Below are 18294 nucleotides of genomic sequence, written 5' to 3' on the forward strand. Positions count from 1 at the left end.
GACCGACGAATCGTTGGGGGAACCGGCCATGACTGCACGACGTCAACTCCTCGCCATCATCGCGGCGCTTGGACTGCTCCTTACGACGTTCGTTCCGAGCCAGGCGCAAACGCTCACGGCCAGGCAAGCGGAAGCGGTTGCGACCTACGAGCGTGCGCTCGGCGATTTCAAGGCAATCCTGGCCGAGCGGCGGCGCCAGATCGAGGCGAAGCAGCCGCTGCCGAACCTGCCGGGCCAAGCGCTGTATCTGGCACGCGTCGCCGTGATCAGTGCTTACAAGGATCTCACCGACGCCATGCCGTCCCGGATCGGCAGGCCCAACAAATTCGAAATTCCTCCAGCCTATTTCGACGCCGATATCGAACCGTTGATCGACGAATACTCAATACTGTTCGACATCATGGAAGCGCCGCCGGCGGGCGCGCAGAACTCGGCGACGCCGTTCAAGGACGTGGTCGATCTCGCGGTCGCGATCGCACGCGCGAAGGGGCTGGCGCCTGACCACGCCGAGGCCGCGGGCCGGATCAGCCTCGGGCTGTTCTTCGCCGAAACCAACGGCAAGCAGAACGTCCGCAACGGACGCTCGAACACCTATATGGGCAGCTTCCAGACCGGCCCGTCCGAGGACCGCAACGGCCGCAGGAAATGGGAAGCCATCAAGGGCGAGATCGCGGCGGCCGATCCCGGGTTGAGTGCGCGCGACGACAAGGAGGAGGCGCGGGCCAGCGGTACCGATCATCGCTTCAATCACTGGACCAACGTACGCGATGGCCTGATGAACGCGCATGCGGATGTTTTCCGGGAGATCCCGGGAATCGTGAAGACGCTGCCCGACCGGATCGAGCAGATGAAGCTGTTCGAGCTGATCCAGATCGTTCCTACGCCGACACGGTCGGCGCTCAAGTCCGGCGATCTCCTGAACTACAGGGTGTCCAGTCCGACGATCATGAAGCACCTGCGCAACAACAGCATCTTCGCATTCGGACAGGCCGACCGGGCGCGCACCTCGGCAAGCTTCCGCGAGATCCTTGGCGCAATGTGGCTGTTCAAGCGGAAATTCGAGAAGGCGATGGCGAAGTATGCGGAGATCAAGCCGCGCTGAGGTCGCGGTTTGCGGCGGGACATCAAACCCTCATGGTGAGGAGCCCGCCAAAGCGGGCATCTCGAACCATGCAGGCCGAGCATGATCGGCAGCCTCCTAGCTGTTCATATCCGATCGCACTGGCCTGTCCTACTCGGTGCGGATCGGAGTGTCCTTCAGGCCGTTGTTGTCATACGCCTTGCGCAAGGTGCCGTTCGTCACCGCCTCGTTCATGAACTTGGCGGCGAAGGTCAGCGCTTGGGGATGGCCGAGCGGGACGGCGACCGCGGTGACGGTCTTCTTGAAGGTCTCGTCGAGCACTCGCGTGCCCGGAATCTTCTGCGCCATCTTGTTGAGCTGGTCGCGCGACAGCGCGAAGGCGTCGATCTCGCCGCTCTTCAGGAGGCTGAAGATTTCGTCATAGGTCTGGTAGCCCGTGACCTTCGCATTCTTCAGATGGGCAACCGCGCCGCGCATGGTGGTGGTGGCGTTGACGGCCGCGACCTTGATGCCCACCTGGTCGAGCGTGGCGAAATTGGTGACGTTCGAGCCTGATTTGACGATGTAGGTGGCATCCGCGACCTCGTAGATCGGACCGAACGTCATCCTGCTCTCGCGCTCGGGATCCTTGGGGAGCCAGGTGACGTCCCAAGCACCTTTTTCAAGAGTGCCTTTCGATGCGGCATCGGTGATCTGGCCGGAATTCTGGTGCACGACATATTCGACGGGCACGCCGAGCTGGGCGGCCATCTCCTTGCCGAGATCGACCGGAACGCCGGCATAGCCGGCTTCGGTTTTGGTGGACCAGAACGCGCCGCCCGCCGGGCTGATCGCGATCGCGACCCGCAGCCTGCCGGTCGGCGCGATCTCGTCCTTCAGGCCATCGGCTAGCGCGGGCATGGCAACCGCCGCGGCGAGAACGAGGCCGGCAAGGACCGATTTAAGCACCGACTGGAGAGGCGTGGGCATGTCATGATCTCCCGACCTTTTCTTCTTTTATTCTTCTCTTTTTTGTCCCGACCGCTTCGCGCGCCGTCGCTCAGCCTGTGACATAATTCTGGTCGATCGTGCGCGCGATGAAAAGCGGTTTGTGACGGCAAAGCTGCCAAAGGCCACAGCGCAGTCTGCGGTGCAAGGCCGACGACTGCCATGGCTATGGTGTTCCACGTCCGGGCATTTGTTGATAGCCTCCCGCCCCGACAGACAGCAACCGGGGGCCACCGAATGACCTGCGCGAATCCCGCATCTCCCGCACGAAGCAACGGAGCGTGGAGACATGTCGGGCGGGCACTGGCCGCCGCGATGGCCGTGGCCGCACTCACCGGCTGCGAGGACAAGAACAGTTTCGTCGCCCCGCCCCCGCCCAAGGTGGACGTGGCTACGCCCGTACAGCGCCCGGTGACGCGGTATGTCGAGGCCACCGGCAACACCGCGCCGGTCAAGAATGTCGATCTCGTCGCGCGCGTGCAGGGATTCCTGCAATCGATCGACTACCAGGACGGCGCGTTCGTCAAGCAGGGCACCCAGCTGTTCACGATCGAGCCCGAAACCTACAAGCTCAAGCTCGACCAGGCGCAGGCGGCCGAGGCCGGCGCGCAGGCCTCGCTCCGGCAGGCGGAAGCCGACTTCAAGCGGCAGAGCGATCTCGTGCAGCGGCAAGCGGTCTCGCAAGCGACTTTGGACAGCTCGACCTCGAACCGCGACAACGCACAGGCCAGCCTCCAGCAGGCCCAGGCCAACACCCGCCTCGCCGAAGTCAACTACGGCTACACCAAGGTGAGCGCACCATTCGACGGCGTCGTCAGCGCGCATATGGTCTCGATCGGCGAACTCGTCGGGGTCTCCTCGCCCACTCAACTCGCCTCCATCGTCGCGATGGATCCGATCTATGTGAACTTCACAGTCAACGAGCAGGACGTGCTGCGCATCCGTGCCGAGGCCGCCCGCCGGGGGCTCACCGCCGCCGACATGAAGCAATTCCCGATTCAAGTCGGTTTGCAGACCGAGGCAGGCTATCCGCATGAGGGCAAGCTCGACTATGTCGCCCCGACCCTCACCCAGTCGACCGGCACGCTCGCGGTGCGCGGTCTCGTGCCCAACGACAAGCGGGTGCTGCTGCCCGGCTATTTCGTCCGCGTCCGCGTGCCCTTCACCCAGGAGAAGGACGCCCTGCTCGTGCCCGACACCGCGCTCGGCAGCGACCAGGGCGGCCGCTATCTCCTCGTCGTCAACGGCGACAACGTCGTCGAGCAGCGCAAGGTGCAGATCGGCCCCGTCGACAACGGCCTGCGCGTGATCGAGAGCGGGTTGAAGCCGGACGACCGCGTGGTGACCGCAGGGCTGCTGCGGGTGATTCCGGGCCAGAAGATCGACCCTCAGATGACGAAGATCGAGCAGCCGCAGGCGTCTGCCAAGTAAGTAGGAGCGCCTGCCATGATCTCAAAATTCTTCATCGAGCGGCCGGTCCTCTCGAACGTCATCGCGCTGTTGATGATCCTGATCGGCGGCGTCGCGCTGTTCAACCTCGCGATCGCGCAATATCCCGACGTGGTGCCGCCGACGGTGCAGGTCACGACCCGCTATCCCGGCGCCAGCGCCAAGACCGTGATCGACACCGTGGCACTGCCGATCGAGCAGCAGGTCAACGGCGTCGAGGACATGCTCTATATGCAGTCCTACAGCGGCTCCGACGGCACCTATACGTTGACCGTGACGTTCAAGATCGGCACCGACCTCAACTTCGCGCAGGTGCTGGTGCAGAACCGCGTCTCCAGCGCGCTGTCGCAACTGCCCCAGTCCGTGCAGAACCAGGGCGTCACTGTCCAGAAGAAATCGACCTCGATCCTGCTATTCGTGACGCTGACCTCGCCCGACAAGACGTTCGACAGCCTTTATTTGAGCAACTACGCCACCATCAACCTCCGCGACGAACTCTCGCGCCTGCCTGGCGTCGGCAACGTCACCGTGTTCGGCGCCGGTCAGTATTCGATGCGGGTGTGGCTCGATCCGAACAAGCTGCAGGTCCGTGGCCTGGTGCCGCAGGACGTCATCCAGGCGATCCAGCAGCAGAGCCAGCAGGTCTCGGCCGGCCAGGTCGGTGCGCCGCCGACGCCGCCGGGCCAGGCGTTTCAGTACACCCTCAACGTCAACGGCAGGCTCGACGACGCCACCGAGTTTGAGAACATCATCGTCAAATCGGGCACCAGCGGCGACGTCACGCGGGTGCGCGACGTCGGCTGGGTCGAGCTCGGCGCGCAGACCTACAGCCAGATCTTCTCGCTAAACAAGCAGCCGGCCACCGGCATCGGCGTGTTCCAGTCGCCAGGCGCCAATGCACTCCAGGTCGAGCAGGCCGTCGAGAAGAAGATGGCGGAGCTTGCGAAGGCGTTCCCGCAGGGCATGAAGTACGACACGCCGTTCGACACCACCAAATTCGTGCAGGCCTCGGTGCACGAGGTCTACATGACGCTGATCGAGGCCGGCCTGCTGGTGCTGGTCGTGATCCTGGTGTTCCTGCAGGACTGGCGCGCGATGCTGGTGCCGGCCACCACGGTGCCGGTGACCATCATCGGCGCCTTCGCCGCCATGGCGGCGCTCGGCTTCACCATCAACATGTCGACGCTGTTCGCGATCGTCCTCGCGATCGGCATCGTCGTCGACGACGCCATCGTCGTGGTGGAAGGCGCGGCCCACAACATCGAGCAGGGCATGAACGGCCACGACGCCGCGATCAAAGCAATGGACCAGTTGTTCGCGCCGATCGTCGGCATCACGCTGGTGTTGATCTCGGTGTTTTTGCCGGCGTCGTTCCTCGCCGGGCTCACCGGCCGCATCTATTCGCAATTCGCGCTGGTGATCGCGGCGACCGCGCTTCTGTCCGCCATCAACGCGGCGACGCTGAAGCCGACGCAATGTGCGCTCTGGCTGCGGCCGACAGTGCCGCCCGAGCAGCGCAACTTCTTTTATCGCGGCTTCAACGCGGTCTATAACCGCGTCGAGCGCGGCTACATCCGACTGATCGGCGTGCTGTGCAGGAACAGCACGATCTCGGTCGCGATCGCACTGGTGCTGATCGTGATCGGCGGCTATGGCCTGTCCCGCGTGCCGACCGGCTTCCTGCCGATCGAGGACCAGGGCTATCTGATCGCCGCCGTGCAACTCCCTGACGGTGCCGCGCTGGAGCGGACCCAGAAGGTGCTCGACAGAGCGAGCGAGCTGATCAAGGACACGCCCGGAGTCCAGCAGGTCATCACCATCGCCGGCATCTCCGCGCTCGACAACAGCGCCACCCTTGCCAACGCCGGCGTCGCCTACATCATCCTGAAGGACTGGGACGCGCGCAAAGGACCGGGCGAGGATCTGCGCTCGCTGGTCTACGGGCTGAACGACAAGCTCGCGGTCATCATGGAGGCGCGCACGCTGGTGCTGCCGCCGCCGCCGATCCAGGGCATCGGCAACGCGGCCGGCTTCTCGATGCAGGTCGAGCTGCGCGACGGCAACAGCGATTTCGCCAAGCTCCAGGCCATCACGGGCGCGATGGTCAGCAATGGCCAGAGCCAGAGCGCGCTGCAGCGCGTGCAGTCCTCGTTCCGCTCCTCGGTGCCGCAATTCAACGTCGAGATCGACCGGATCAAGACCCAGACGCTGCACGTCACGACGGACCAGGTGTTCGCGGCGCTGTCGACCTATCTCGGCTCGTCCTATGTCAACCAGTTCAACAAGTTCGGCCGCGTGTTCCAGGTCTACACCCAAGCCGATCCCGCCTTCCGCGTCACCGAGCGCGATATCGCCAACATGATGGTGCGCAATTCGAACGGCGACATGATCCCGATCGGCACGGTCGCCACGATCACGCCGGCCACCGGCCCCTCGCTGATCAGCCTCTACAATCTCTATCCGTCCTCGACCGTGATCGGCCTGCCGGCGCAGGGCTATTCCTCCGGCCAGTCGCTGAAGCTGATGGAGGAGATCGCGGACAAGACGCTGCCGCCGGGCACCGGCTTCGAATGGACCGCGATGTCCTATCAGGAGAAGGCCGTCTCCAACCAGATCTACTGGGTGTTCGGGCTCGCCATGCTGCTGGTCTATCTCGTGCTCGCCGGCCAGTACGAGAGCTGGTACGCGCCGATCTCGGTGATCCTGGCGGTGCCGCTGTCGTTGCTCGGCCCCATGCTGATCCTCAATGCCCTGAAGATCGACAACAACCTCTATTGCCAGATCGGCCTGATCCTGCTGATTGCGCTGTCGGCCAAGAACGCCATCCTGATCGTCGAGGTCGGGCTCGAGCTGCACGGCCGCGACGGCAAGCCGGTGCTGGAATCCGCCATCGAAGCTGCGCGCGCCCGCTTCCGCCCGATCTTGATGACGTCGTTCGCCTTCATCCTCGGGGTGGTGCCGCTGGTGATCGCGACCGGCGCCGGCGCCAGCGCGCGCAAGTCGATCGGCATCACCGTGTTCTCGGGCATGCTGGCTTCGACCTGCCTTGCGGTGCTGTTCGTGCCGGCGTTCTTCGTGGTGGTGCAGCGCTTCGAGAACTGGCGTGCGTCGAAGAAGATTCCGAAGGCGGTGGCAGTGGCCGAGGTGAAGTCCTAGGCTTGCTCCGCAGCCACCTGCCGCGCCTCGCCGCTCGAGACCAGGAGCACCGAAACCTTTGCCTGCCTGAGCACGGCGTCGGCGACGCCGCCGAAGGAGAGGTGATCGGCCTGGATGCGGTCGACGCCCATCACCACGAGATCGACGTCGGTGGTCTCGATCTCGCGCAGGATCGCCGCTTCCGGCGCCCGATTCGCGCGCAAGGTCGTGGTGATGTCGACCTCGTAGCGGGCGGCGAGATCGCTGGCGTCCTTCAGGATGCCGGCCTCGTGGCTCAGACCCCGAGAGGCGCCGCGCTGCGCGCCCTTGTCCCGCGTCGTCGCGACATAGATCACCCGGAGCGAGCCTGATCCCGCCTGCGCCAGCGCGACCGCGACCTCGGCGCCGCGCTTGGAGACGCCGCTGCCGGAGACCGGAACGAGGATGTTGAGCGCCTCGGGCATCGGCTGCTTCAGGTGCTTGCCCTTGGCCGCCACGATCGCGAGCGGTCCTTCGAACTTCGCTGCGATGTCCTCGATCTTCCGATCGAAGCGATCCTTGGCGGCAGCAACCTTGTCGACGCCGATGACCAGGAGGTCGAAGCCCTTGCGCGCTTCGTCGGCGATGGACGCGCCGAGCTCCGCACGCCTTGCCCGGGTGACGACATCGACGCTGCCGGAATCGCCATCGCCATGGGCCGAGACGGTCTCGGCGGCCTTCTTCACCACCGCCTCGTGGCTTTCCGCCTCGCCGCTCTCCTTCTCCTGCTCCTTGGCGCGCTTGCCGACGTGCAGCACCGTGATCGGCAGACCGCGCATGCCGGCGATCAGGCCGGCAATGTGGGCGGCGAAGGTGGCGTTGACACTTTCGTCCACTGCCAGCAAAGGACGTTCGAGATTGGCGACGAAGCCGCGCCTCTCGAACTCTTCGCGCTCCAGGCGCTCCTGCTCCTCCTTGTTCATCGGCAGCTTCGCCAGCGCCGCGCGCAGCATCGGCGGCATCGCCATCGTGGTCACGATCGCCATGGTCACGATCATCGTGAACAGGTTCTGGCTGAGCACGCCGATCGAAAGACCGATGGTGGCGATGATCACCTCGGTCGAGCCGCGCGCGTTCATCCCGCTTGCGAGGGCCAGCGACTCCCGTGTGTTCAGCCCGCCCACGGTTCCGCCGACGAAGGCGCCGCCGAACTTGCCGACACTGGCGATCACGACCAGCAGGCCGGTGAGCATCAGCAGATGGGGATCGCGCAGCACCGTGAGGTCGGCGCTCAAGCCGGCCAGACCGAAGAACACCGGCATGAAGAAGCTGGATATCAACCCGCGCAGGCGCTCGTCGATCTGCCGCGTCAGGATCGGGGACTCGCCGACCAGAATGCCGGCGACAAAGGCGCCGAGCACGGTGTGAACGCCGATCAGATGCGTGATCAGCGCCATGGCGCACATCATCAGCAGGATCACCGTGATGACCGGCGCGGTGCTGACGAGATTGTCGTTGGCCCAGCGGATGAGCTGGAACGCGAGGCGGCGGCCGATGGTGAAGCTGATGGCGAGGAAGGCGAGCGTGCCGAGCACGGCTTTCGCCACCGAGGCGATATCCAGCGTGCCGTGCGACGCCAGGCTGAAGATGACGGCGATGATGATCCAGCCGATGGTGTCGTCGATGACGGCGGTGGCGACGATGATCTGGCCGACATTGCGGCGCATGAAGTTCATCTCGCGCACCACCACCGCGACGATCTTCACCGAGGAAATCGACAGCGCCGTGCCCATGAACAGCGACGCCACCAGGCGGGCTTGCGGATTCGGCAACAGCGTGTCCGGCAGGAACTCGCCGAGCGCGAAGCCGCAGGCGAAGGGCACGAGGATGCCGGCGATCGAGATCGCGATCGCGGCCTTGCCGACCTTCCTGACCAGCTTGAGGTCGGTCTCCATGCCGGTCAGCAGCAACAGCAGCAGGATGCCGAACTGGGCGATGCCGTCGATCATCGCTTTCTGCTCGGGCGTCTTGGGGAAGATCGCGTGCTGCGCGTCAGGCCAGACCCAACCGAACAGCGAGGGACCGAGCAGGATGCCGGCGAGCAATTCGCCGATCACCGAGGGCTGGCCGAGGCGCTGCATGATCTCGCCGAGACCGCGGCCGACCGCGATCAACAGCACGATTTGGGCCACCAGCAGGAATTCCGACGGACCGGCCGATTTGCCGCCCTCGGCACTGGCCGCAACTGTGGTGAGGACAAGCGCCGCGGGGACAAGGCCGACCGGTCGGAGCAGGCTCCACTGCATGCAAGAATTTTCCCCCTTCATCTGCCCCGGCGAGGTGCCGGGATGACGGGGATAGAACCCGCGGCAGGCAACCGGAGTTCCTTGAGTTCGCGGCCGGGTAAGGGGACAACACCAAAAAACGCGAAAACAACCCCATGCACAGTAGGGATGAGGTTGAAAAGACTGAAGAAAAATTTTGTCTCTGCGAAACTCAAATTTCGTCTTTGCCGAAAATCACTTGCTCCGTCGGGCAAAACACTGGCATGATGGCATCATCGGCAGACTAAGCGAGCCGCCGCCACATCCCCGTCATTGCGAGCGCAGCGACTTGTCCGCCGAAGCTTAGCGAAGGCGGAAGCAATCCAGAATCCCTCCCTGGAAAGATTCTGGATTGCTTCGTCGCTGCGCTCCTCGCAATGACGGCGTGGAAAGAGCTGATGTTACGCCCCCTCGTGCCCCGGACGCAGCGCAGCGCCACTTCGGCGGTGCGCTGCAGAGCCGGGGCCCATGCGGCACGGGAATTCGCAGCCTCTGGGTCCCGGCTCTGCGCCGCAACGCTCGCGCGTTGCAGCTTGTCCGGAACACGAGACTATTGCCCTCACACCGCGTGCGGTGTCCTGATCTCGCGCGGCAGAATGATCGCGGCTGCGATCGCGAGCAGGCAGAGTGCGGCGAAGGCATGCAGCATGGTGACGAAGCCGCCCTGCTCGTAGAGCCAGGCGACCAGGCCGACCGAGGCGCCGGCCGCGGTGAAGCCGATGAAGTAGCGCACGGCATAGGCGCGCGAGCGCCATTCCTCGCTGGTGTATTTGCCGACCATGGCGTCGTTGACCGTGACCTGCCCGAACGCGCCCATGACGATGCCGATCGAGACCAGGATCAGCGGCAGATTGGACAGGCTCGCGGCCAGATACAGGAACGGCGCCAGCATGAAGGACAGCGGCAGCGCCACGGTCTTCAGCGAATAGCGGTCGAGCAGCCGGCCGATCGTGTACTGCGTCATCGCACCGAACACGTAGACGCAGGCGGCGATGACGCCGAGCAGCGCCGGGCTCTTGGTGAGATCGGCAAGCCGCTCGGCGAACAGCTTTGGCAGCGCCACGGTGACGGCGTTGAACGTGGTGGAGATCGCGATCACCACGATCAGCAGCGACAGGATCACGCGCCACATGTCCTGCTTGGCGACCCGCGCCTGCGCTGCCGCCTGCTTCGAGCCCTTGCGGTCCTCGTGCACGACCATCATCGCAAAGGCGATACCGATCAGGATGGTGACGATGCCCGGGACGATGAAGGCGAAGCGCCAGCCGAGGTACTGGCCGATCACGCCTGTGACCAGCGCTGACGATGCGACCCCGAGATTGCCCCAGACGCCGTTGATGCCCATCTCGCGGCCGAGCCTGTCAGCGTAGGACACGATCATGGCGGTGCCGACGGGATGATAGATCGAGGCAAAAATGCCGATCGCGAACAGCGCCGCGCCAAGCTCAGCCTGCGTCTGCACGAAGCCGACCGAGATCATGGAGGCGCCGATGCCGACGAAAAAGATCAGCATCATGTGGCGACGGCTCCAGCGGTCGCCGAGCCAGCCGGTGAGCAGCGAGCCCGCGCCGAAGGCGACGAAGCCCGGCGTCGCATAAGGCAAGAGTTCCGAATAGGCCATGCCGAGCGCCGGCCCCATGATGATCACCGCGGCCGCGAAAATCAGCATCGCGTAATGGTCGATGAAATGGCCCGCGTTGACGAAACTGATCACCCGGCTGGGGCTGTTCATTCCGAATCCTCTCCTGCTCCGAAATGAGTTATATGTCGGGCGAGTGACGGGATGCCGCCAATGACTGTCGTCGAGACGCCAATCCTCCGGGCGGTCCGGAGCAATCATCGCTCGCCCGCGGGCGTGCATCTGGTCGCGCGCGACTACCCCAAGGGCATGCGGATCGATCCGCATATGCACCGCGAGGCACAGCTGATCTATGCCGCCAGGGGCACCATGCAGGTGACGACGCCCGGGGGGCGCTGGCTGGTGCCGCCGGACCGCGCGGTCTGGGTCCCCGCCGGGCTCCAGCACGCCATCGATCTGCTCGCCGACATCGAGATGCGCACGCTGTATTTCGACCTCGCCTGGCTGAAGCGCGAGCAGCGCCATGAGGGACTGACCAAGGAATTCGTGGTGCGGGTGTCGCCGCTGCTGAACCAGGCGATCCTCGCGCTGTTCGACGCGCGCAATACCGAGGAGCGGACCGATCTGCTGGTGCGCCTGGTGATGCTGGAACTGGTTCAGGCCGAGGATTCCGCAACCTTCGTGCCGCTGCCGCACGAGCCGCGCTGCCGGCGCGCGGCCATGATCGTGCTCGACGATCCCACCGCCCTGCACGACATCGGCACGCTGGCGCGCGAGGTCGGAACCTCCGCGCGCACGCTGTCGCGGCTGTTTTCGACCAAGACGCAGCTGAGCTTCAAGAGCTGGTGCCAGCGCGCAAGAATCGCGGCGGCGATCCAGCGGCTGTCGACCGATGCAAACGTGTCGGTGAAGCAGCTCGCGACCCAGCTCGGCTATGCCAGCGTGCCGGCGTTTTCGGCGGCGTTCCGCCAGGTGACGGGGCGGACGCCGACGGAGTTTGTCACACATTCGGTGTCATCGCCCGGCTTGACCGGGCGATCCAGTACTCTGGGACGGCGCGGCTAGAACCGAAAAGCTGCGGCGTACTGGATGCCCCGGTCAAGCCGGAGCATGACAGCTTTCTTTGGGTTTTCGAACCGCCCGCCCCCGCTAAACTTGCCAAAATCCCCCGCTTGATTGTGATCGGCTTCCGCCCAAATCCCGTGTAAGATTCCCGCACCGCACAAACCTGACACGAAAGCCCCGATGGCCAACGCTTTCTTCTCCGACCTGCTCACCACCATCTCCGAGCGTGGCCGCACTCTGCTTCGCCGCGGGGATTCTGCCGACACCAAGCAGGACGCCGATGGGCTCATCGAGCTCTGCGGCGCGCTGCTGTCGGGCCGGGGCGAAGCTTCGGGCACCGCCATGGCGCGTGAGGTGCTCGACATCTACCAGGACCTGGATGCGGCGGGACGTCGCGCCTTTTTCGAAGCACTGGTGCGCGATTTCGGCCCGGATCGGGAACGCCTGTCCAAGGCGATCGAGACATGGCGCGCCAAGCCGGCCGACGAGGATGCCAGCGCCTTGCACTTCGCCTCCGAGCCGCGCCGGCAGGAGCTGATCCGCCGCCTCAACCGCGCGCCCGGCGGCACCGGCGATCTCGTCAAGATGCGCGCCGACCTGCTCGACATGATGAACGGGCACGCCGATCTCGCCGCACTCGATCGCGACGTCTCGCATCTTCTCTCGTCATGGTTCAACAGGGGGTTTCTCGTGCTGCGCAGGATCGACTGGTCGACCCCGGCCAACATCCTCGAAAAGATCATCCGTTATGAAGCCGTACACGAGATCAGCGACTGGGACGATCTGCGCCGCCGCATCGATCCGGTCGACCGTCGCTGCTACGCCTTCTTCCATCCCGCGATGGTCGACGAGCCCCTGATCTTCGTCGAGGTGGCGCTGACGGAGACGATCCCCGGCGCGATCGCGCCGCTGCTCGCGGTCGATCGCCCCTCCGTCCCGATCGAGCGCGCCCGCACCGCCGTGTTCTACTCGATCTCCAACACCCAGCGCGGTCTCGGCGGCATCTCCTTCGGCAGCTTCCTGATCAAGCAGGTGGTGGAGGAGCTGCGCCGCGAATTGCCCAAGCTCGACAATTTCGTGACGCTGTCGCCGGTGCCGGGCTTCATGCCATGGGTGAAGCAGGACAAGGATTTGCCGCTGTCGGACGAGGACCGCGAGATCCTGAAGCGCCTCGACGATCCCAAATGGTTCGAGAACCCCGAGACCACGACACTGCTACGTGGCGTGATCGAACCCCTCGCGGCGCACTACTTCCTCAAGGCACGCACGCCGAAAGGCAAGCTGATCGATTCCGTCGCGCGCTTCCATCTCGGCAACGGCGCCCGCCTCGAGCGCATCAATTGGTTAGGCGATCTCTCGCCCAAGGGGGTGCGCGAGTCCGCCGGCGTGATGGTCAACTATCTCTACCGCCTCGACGACATCGAGAAGAACCACGAAGCCTACGCCAATGACGGCGAGGTCGTGGCCTCGAGCGCGGTGAAGAAGCTGCTGAAGGGCGAAGGGCGGCGGCTGCTGGACATGCGGCTGTCGTAGAGACATTCGGCTCACGGCACATCGTCAAGGCGAACCCAGCCGACGACGCTCTCTCCGCCGTCATTGCGAGGAGCTCTGCGACGAAGCAATCCAGACTGCCTCCGCGGAAAGATTCTGGATTGTTTCGCTGCGCTCGCAATGACGGAGATTGTGGCGACACCTCGCGCAATCCCAGCAATTCGCCCGCAGCAGGCGAAGCGCCCGTCGAAGCGCTCCCCTCTCGCCACCGTCATTGCGAGGAGCCCTTGCGACGAAGCAATCCAGACTGCTCCCGTGGAAATACTCTGGATTGCTTCGCTGCGCTCGCAATGACGGGGTGTGTGGTGACACCTGGTGCAATCAGATTAGCGTCTCGTACAAATCCATCCAATCCGGATTGACGCTCTCGATCAGCGCAAGCTTCTTTTCCCGGCTGCCGGCCTTGATCTGCTTCTCGCGTGTGATCGCGTCGGTCATCGTCGCATGCAGCTCGTACCAGACGAGAAGCTTGCAGCCATACTTTGACGAGAACCCCTTCACCAAGCCCTCGCGGTGCTCGAACGCGCGGCGCGGTGGATTGGACGTGACGCCTGTATAGATCGTCCCGTTGCGGCGATTGGCGAACATGTACACGCAAGGCTGCTTCATGATCGTGCTCATCTGAGGAGAGCTTTCATGATATCCAAGAGATGATTGCGAGACTTTCGCCGACATCGTCACTGCGAGGAGCTCGCGACAAAATTGCAAAGCAATTTGCGCTGATGCGACGAAGCAATCCAGACTGCCTCCGTGGAAACACTCTGGATTGCTTCGCTGCGCTCGCAATGACGGAGTGTGTGGCGCGGCCGTCGCGCCCCTCGCGTTGCGCTACTCCGCCAGCGCCTTCATCTCCTTGTAGAGATCCGACTTGCCTTCGAAGCCGATGCCTGACAGCTCCGGCATGGTGATGTGGCCGTTCTCGACGCGGACGCCGTCGGGGAAGCCGCCGTAGGGCTGGAACAGATCGGGATAGCTCTCGTTGCCGCCGAGGCCTAAGCCGGCTGCGATGTTGAGCGACATCTGGTGGCCGCCGTGGGGGATGCAGCGGCTCGGCGACCAGCCATGAGTTTTCAGCACCTCCAGCGTGCGCTGGTATTCGCACAGGCCGTAGGACAACGCGCAGTCGAATTGCAGCCAGTCGCGGTCGGGCCGCATGCCGCCGTAGCGGATCAAATTGCGGGCGTCCTGGTGGCTGAACAGGTTTTCGCCCGTTGCCATCGGTCCCGGATAGAATTCGGCGAGGGCTGCCTGCAGCGCGTAGTCGAGGGGGTCGCCGACTTCCTCGTACCAGAACAAGGGATAATCCCGCAGCATCTTGGCGTAGGCGATTCCGGTCTCGAGATCGAAGCGGCCGTTGGCGTCGACGGCGAGCTGCGCGTCCTTGCCGATCTCTTTCAGCACCGCCTCGATGCGGGCGCGGTCGTCCTCGATATCGGCGCCGCCGATCTTCATCTTCACGACGTTGTAGCCGCGATCGAGATAGCCGCGCATCTCGCCGCGCAGCATCGAGAGGTCCTTGCCCGGATAATAATAGCCGCCGGCGGCGTAGACGAACACGCGCGGATTGGCTTTGACGCCGTGACGCTCAGCCAGCAGGCGGAAAAGCGGTTTCCCTGCGATCTTCGCTACCGCATCCCACACCGCCATGTCGATGGTGCCGACCGCGACGGAGCGCTCGCCGTGGCCGCCCGGCTTCTCGTTGGTCATCATCGCACCCCAGACCTTGTCGGGGTCGAGATTGTCGCCGGCCGCATTCAGCAGCGATTTCGGATCGGCCTCCAGGATGCGCGAGGCAAAGCGCTCGCGGATCAGGCCGCCCTGCCCGTAGCGGCCGTTGGAGTTGAAGCCGTAGCCGACGACGCGCTTGCCGTCGCGCACGACGTCGGTGACGACGGCAACCAGGCTCGTCGTCATCTTGGTGAAATCGATATAGGCGTTGCGGATCGGCGAAGAGATCGGTTTCGTGATCTCGCGGACGTCGACGATGCGGACGGACATGGGGTTTGGCCTTTCACTTTCGTCATTGCGAACGAAGCTATCCGGCAGACCCTCACCCTGAGGAGCCTGCGAAGCAGGCGTCTCGAAGGGCGAGGCCACTGGCCGGGCCTTCATCCTTCGAGACGCGCGTTCCGCGCTCCTCAGGATGAGGGACTAAGAGTTGAGCTCACTCCTCGCAGTGCCAGTACTTACTTCTTATCCCTGAAATACGGCTCGACCGGGCCGTGCACCTTGATCGTCAGCGGGTTGCCGTGGCGGTCCTTGGCGTTGCCGGCGGTGACGCGGACCCAGCCTTCGCTGATGCAGTACTCCTCGACATTGGTCTTCTCGACGCCCTTGAAGCGGATGCCGACGTCGCGCGCCAAAATGTCCGCGTTGTAATAGGGGCTGCTCGGATCGACCGAGAGGCGGTCCGGAAATTCGTCGCTCATGATTGTCTCGCTCATAACAGGGTCTCGATTTGCTGCCGTAATCCTTCGGGCCGCGCGGTCGGCGCATAGCGCGAAACCACCTTGCCGGCGCGATCCACCAGGAATTTGGTGAAATTCCATTTGATGGAGGCGCCCAGCAGGCCGGATTGCTGGCGTTTCAGGTACTCATACAACGGATGCGCATTGCTGCCGTTGACGTCGATCTTCTCGAACAGGGGAAAGGTGACGTCGTAGTTGGTCGAGCAGAACGCCTGGATCTCGCTCGCCGGCCCAGGCTCCTGCGCACCGAACTGGTTGCAGGGAAAGCCGAGCACCGAGAAGCCGCGCGGATTGAGATCGCGATGCAGATCCTCCAGCCCGCGATATTGCGGCGTGAAGCCGCATTTGCTCGCGGTGTTGACGATCAGCAGCACCTGTCCCTCGAAGCGGCGCATGGGCACTTCTTCGCCGAGAAGCGAGTTGGCCTTGAAGTCGTAGATCACGGCCATCGCTAACCCACGGGATCGATCGGCGACGGCGGCACGCCGCCCGCCTCGATCGCCTCGCCTGCGAGCAGACAGAGATCCTCGCGATAGCGGCCGGACACGATGTGCACGCCGACCGGCGCCTTGCCGACGAGGCCGGTGGAGACCACGAGGCCCGGCAGGCCCATGAAGGGAGTGGCGATCTGCGGCAGTTGCGCTTCCCAGACCCGCTTAAAGGATTCCTCGTCCTTGCGGTCGAGATGATCCGGGAACGGCAGCTCGCCGGAGACCGGTGTCAGCAGCACGGCATAGGTCTCGAAGAACAGCATCCAGTCGCGGGTCAGCGTGGCGCGGCGGGTCAATGCCTTGGCGTAATTCGCCTGGTCCATCGGCGTGACCCTGGCGCGGTTGCCGCGCAGGCACGCCAGCGCACCGGGATCGCCCTCACGCTCGGCCATCTCGAGCTGCGCCTCATAGCCGTCGCCGAGCCAGAGCTTGATCTGCCACTCGACCGCTTCGCGCATCGGCGGCGTGTTCTCGATCACATCGACCGTCCAGCCCGCACGCTCCAGGCGCTTGCCGGCATCGGTCACGGCTGCCTTCACCTCCGGTGTGGTCGCAAGGCCGTCCGGATTGAGACACAGCGCGGCGCGCTTCGGCCGCGCGGGGCCTTCCAGCGGCGCGGGCACGAACCAGGGATCGCGGATGTCGCGGGCCGACATGGCCGCGAGCGAAATCCTGATGTCGTTGACGGTGCGCGCCAGCGGCCCCGACACCGCCATGATCTGCGGCCCGATCGGACGCTCCGGCAGGGCCGGATTGAAGGCGGGGATGCGGCCGAGCGTCGGGCGCAGGCCATGCACGCCGCAGGCATAGGCGGGATAGCGGATCGAGCCCGCAATGTCGGTGCCATGGGCGATATGGCCGATGCCGGCCGCGACCGCCGAACCGGCGCCGCCGGACGAGCCGCCCGGCGTGAGCGAGGCATCGCGGGGGTTCTTGGTGTCGCCATGGACCAGATTGGTGGTGAACCAGCGATAGGAGAAGGCCGGGCAATTGGTGCGCCCAAGCAGAACGGCGCCGGCTTTGCGGAAATTGGCGACCACCGGATTGTCCTCGCGCGCGATCAGGTCGCGCTGGAGCTTGAGGCCGTTGGTGGTGGCAAAGCCCTCCTGGTCGACATTGGCCTTGATGGTGACGGGCACGCCGGCGAGAGGGCCTGGGTCCTCGCCCCTGGCGATGGCGGCATCGACGGCGTCGGCCTGCTTGAGCACGTCCTCGGGCCGGTGGTCGATCACGGCGTTGAGCTGGGGATTGACGGCGTCGAGCCGGGCGAGGCCGGCCTGCGCGGCCTGCCTGGCGGAGACCTTTTTGGTTTTGACGAGGGTGGCGAGGTCGGCGGCCGACAGGCGCCAGAGATCTTGCATGGCTTGCTCCGTTTAACCGGCGTCTTTTAGCCCCGGGAACGCGGCAAAGCCATGCGGATTTCGCAGGGGCGAAGGGCGAGAGCCGGGTGACGCCTCATTCGCCGTCATTGCGAGCGAAGCGAAGCAATCCAGAGTGCCTCCGCGGAAGCAGTCTGGATTGCTTCGCCGCAAGGGCTCCTCGCAATGACGGGGAAAGAGCGGCGGACCTCTAATGCCGGGTGGCGGACTGGTCCGGGATGTCCAGCAATGCCTCGGTGAAGGGGAATTCGAGCACGATCTCGCCTTCGCGGTCGGTAACTTCGATCACGGCCTCAAGCAGGGCCGGCTGGGTGCCTTCCGATCTCAGCACCTCCAGAATCATCTGGCGGGCAACCTCCCAGGCACGGTCGGGATTGCGCAGATCCTCTCCCTCAGGATCCACGATCAGTTCGTTGCCGATACGGGTGTTGAAGAAATATCTGGGCATCACGAAGTTCCAGTTGGGTCGCCTGTACCGGATTGAAAGCTGCACTGCACTCACAACTGCTTTATCAGGACAGGGTTCGCGACCGAATGCGCCGAGCGCAGGGCCGCATCACCAGAAAGTACTGTTCCCCACGCTTTTTTCGCGGCGCAATATGCCCGTCCTCGGGAAAATTTCACTGGCGAACTTTTGTGCTCGCAGTAACTTAGCCTCGGGCGGATACGTCCGAAATCTCGAAAATGGAGAGCCGAAATGGCCTGGAAAGCCCCGAAGATCGTCGAAGTGCCCTGTGGCATGGAAATCAACATGTATGTGAGCGCTACCCGCAAGTAAGCGGTTGGTGAGTTCGCGTTCTGCGCAG

The 18294-nt window shown here is 64.3% G+C and carries 15 protein-coding genes; 6 read left to right on the forward strand and 9 right to left on the reverse strand.

All coding sequences use genetic code 11. The annotated features are described in order from the left end of the window. The first annotated feature begins 28 nt into the window (after positions 1-28). Positions 29-1102 carry a hypothetical protein gene (locus tag ABIB91_RS25105; RefSeq protein ID WP_354168198.1) on the forward strand — a complete coding sequence of 358 codons (1074 nt, stop codon included), beginning with the start codon at positions 29-31 and terminating at the stop codon, positions 1100-1102. A 129-nt stretch (positions 1103-1231) separates the two neighbouring features. Here ABIB91_RS25105 and ABIB91_RS25110 read toward each other — a convergent pair whose 3' ends face one another. Continuing rightward, positions 1232-2050, reverse strand: coding sequence for an ABC transporter substrate-binding protein (locus ABIB91_RS25110; RefSeq protein WP_354168200.1), 819 nt, complete (start codon positions 2048-2050; stop codon positions 1232-1234). A gap of 255 nt (positions 2051-2305) precedes the next feature. On the opposite strand from ABIB91_RS25110, the gene ABIB91_RS25115 reads away from it, so the two are divergent. After that, positions 2306-3499: an efflux RND transporter periplasmic adaptor subunit gene (locus ABIB91_RS25115; RefSeq protein ID WP_354168202.1), complete on the forward strand. Its 1194-nt coding sequence runs from the start codon at positions 2306-2308 to the stop codon at positions 3497-3499. 15 nt (positions 3500-3514) lie between these two features. After that, on the forward strand, positions 3515-6673 hold the full coding sequence (locus ABIB91_RS25120; RefSeq protein ID WP_354168204.1) for an efflux RND transporter permease subunit: 3159 nt from the start codon (positions 3515-3517) through the stop codon (positions 6671-6673). On the opposite strand, the gene ABIB91_RS25125 is transcribed toward ABIB91_RS25120, so the two are convergent. Both ABIB91_RS25125 and ABIB91_RS25130 read right to left on the reverse strand, forming a co-directional pair. Continuing rightward, positions 6670-8937: a cation:proton antiporter domain-containing protein gene (locus tag ABIB91_RS25125; RefSeq protein ID WP_354168206.1), complete on the reverse strand. Its 2268-nt coding sequence runs from the start codon at positions 8935-8937 to the stop codon at positions 6670-6672. The genes ABIB91_RS25120 and ABIB91_RS25125 overlap by 4 nt on opposite strands. 577 nt (positions 8938-9514) lie before the next feature. Then, positions 9515-10687: an MFS transporter gene (locus tag ABIB91_RS25130; RefSeq protein WP_354168208.1), complete on the reverse strand. Its 1173-nt coding sequence runs from the start codon at positions 10685-10687 to the stop codon at positions 9515-9517. 60 nt (positions 10688-10747) lie between these two features. On the opposite strand from ABIB91_RS25130, the gene ABIB91_RS25135 reads away from it, so the two are divergent. After that, a complete protein-coding gene (locus ABIB91_RS25135) occupies positions 10748-11599 on the forward strand; it encodes an AraC family transcriptional regulator (protein ID WP_354168210.1) in 852 nt (283 codons plus the stop codon). 180 nt (positions 11600-11779) lie between these two features. Further along, the gene (locus ABIB91_RS25140) at positions 11780-13132 is read left to right on the forward strand and encodes a malonyl-CoA decarboxylase (protein WP_354168212.1); all 1353 of its coding nucleotides are present in this window, start codon (positions 11780-11782) and stop codon (positions 13130-13132) included. A 339-nt stretch (positions 13133-13471) separates the two neighbouring features. Here the strand turns inward: ABIB91_RS25140 and ABIB91_RS25145 are convergent, their stop codons facing one another. The 6 genes from ABIB91_RS25145 to ABIB91_RS25170 all read right to left on the reverse strand — a co-directional run bounded on the left by ABIB91_RS25145 (position 13472) and on the right by ABIB91_RS25170 (position 17936). Then, positions 13472-13759 carry a GIY-YIG nuclease family protein gene (locus ABIB91_RS25145; protein ID WP_027519749.1) on the reverse strand — a complete coding sequence of 96 codons (288 nt, stop codon included), beginning with the start codon at positions 13757-13759 and terminating at the stop codon, positions 13472-13474. Between the two features lie 219 nt (positions 13760-13978). Beyond that, positions 13979-15148 (reverse strand): D(-)-tartrate dehydratase, encoded by a 1170-nt coding sequence (gene tarD, locus ABIB91_RS25150; RefSeq protein WP_354168215.1) that lies wholly within the window; start codon positions 15146-15148, stop codon positions 13979-13981. Positions 15149-15336: 188 nt separating this feature from the next. Further along, positions 15337-15594 (reverse strand): DUF3297 family protein, encoded by a 258-nt coding sequence (locus ABIB91_RS25155; RefSeq protein ID WP_007595651.1) that lies wholly within the window; start codon positions 15592-15594, stop codon positions 15337-15339. Further along, positions 15591-16067 (reverse strand): glutathione peroxidase, encoded by a 477-nt coding sequence (locus ABIB91_RS25160; protein ID WP_354168217.1) that lies wholly within the window; start codon positions 16065-16067, stop codon positions 15591-15593. Before ABIB91_RS25160 ends, ABIB91_RS25155 begins: the two co-directional genes overlap by 4 nt. A gap of 2 nt (positions 16068-16069) precedes the next feature. After that, a complete protein-coding gene (locus tag ABIB91_RS25165; protein ID WP_354168219.1) occupies positions 16070-17470 on the reverse strand; it encodes an amidase family protein in 1401 nt (466 codons plus the stop codon). Positions 17471-17678: 208 nt separating this feature from the next. Beyond that, positions 17679-17936 (reverse strand): DUF6894 family protein, encoded by a 258-nt coding sequence (locus ABIB91_RS25170; RefSeq protein ID WP_007595657.1) that lies wholly within the window; start codon positions 17934-17936, stop codon positions 17679-17681. A gap of 249 nt (positions 17937-18185) precedes the next feature. Here ABIB91_RS25170 and pqqA point away from each other — a divergent pair, with 249 nt between their 5' ends. Further along, positions 18186-18266, forward strand: coding sequence for a pyrroloquinoline quinone precursor peptide PqqA (gene pqqA, locus ABIB91_RS25175; RefSeq protein ID WP_007595659.1), 81 nt, complete (start codon positions 18186-18188; stop codon positions 18264-18266). Positions 18267-18294 lie beyond the last annotated feature (28 nt).

The organism is Bradyrhizobium sp. JR4.3 (assembly GCF_040547695.1).
GTDB lineage: Bacteria > Pseudomonadota > Alphaproteobacteria > Rhizobiales > Xanthobacteraceae > Bradyrhizobium > Bradyrhizobium canariense.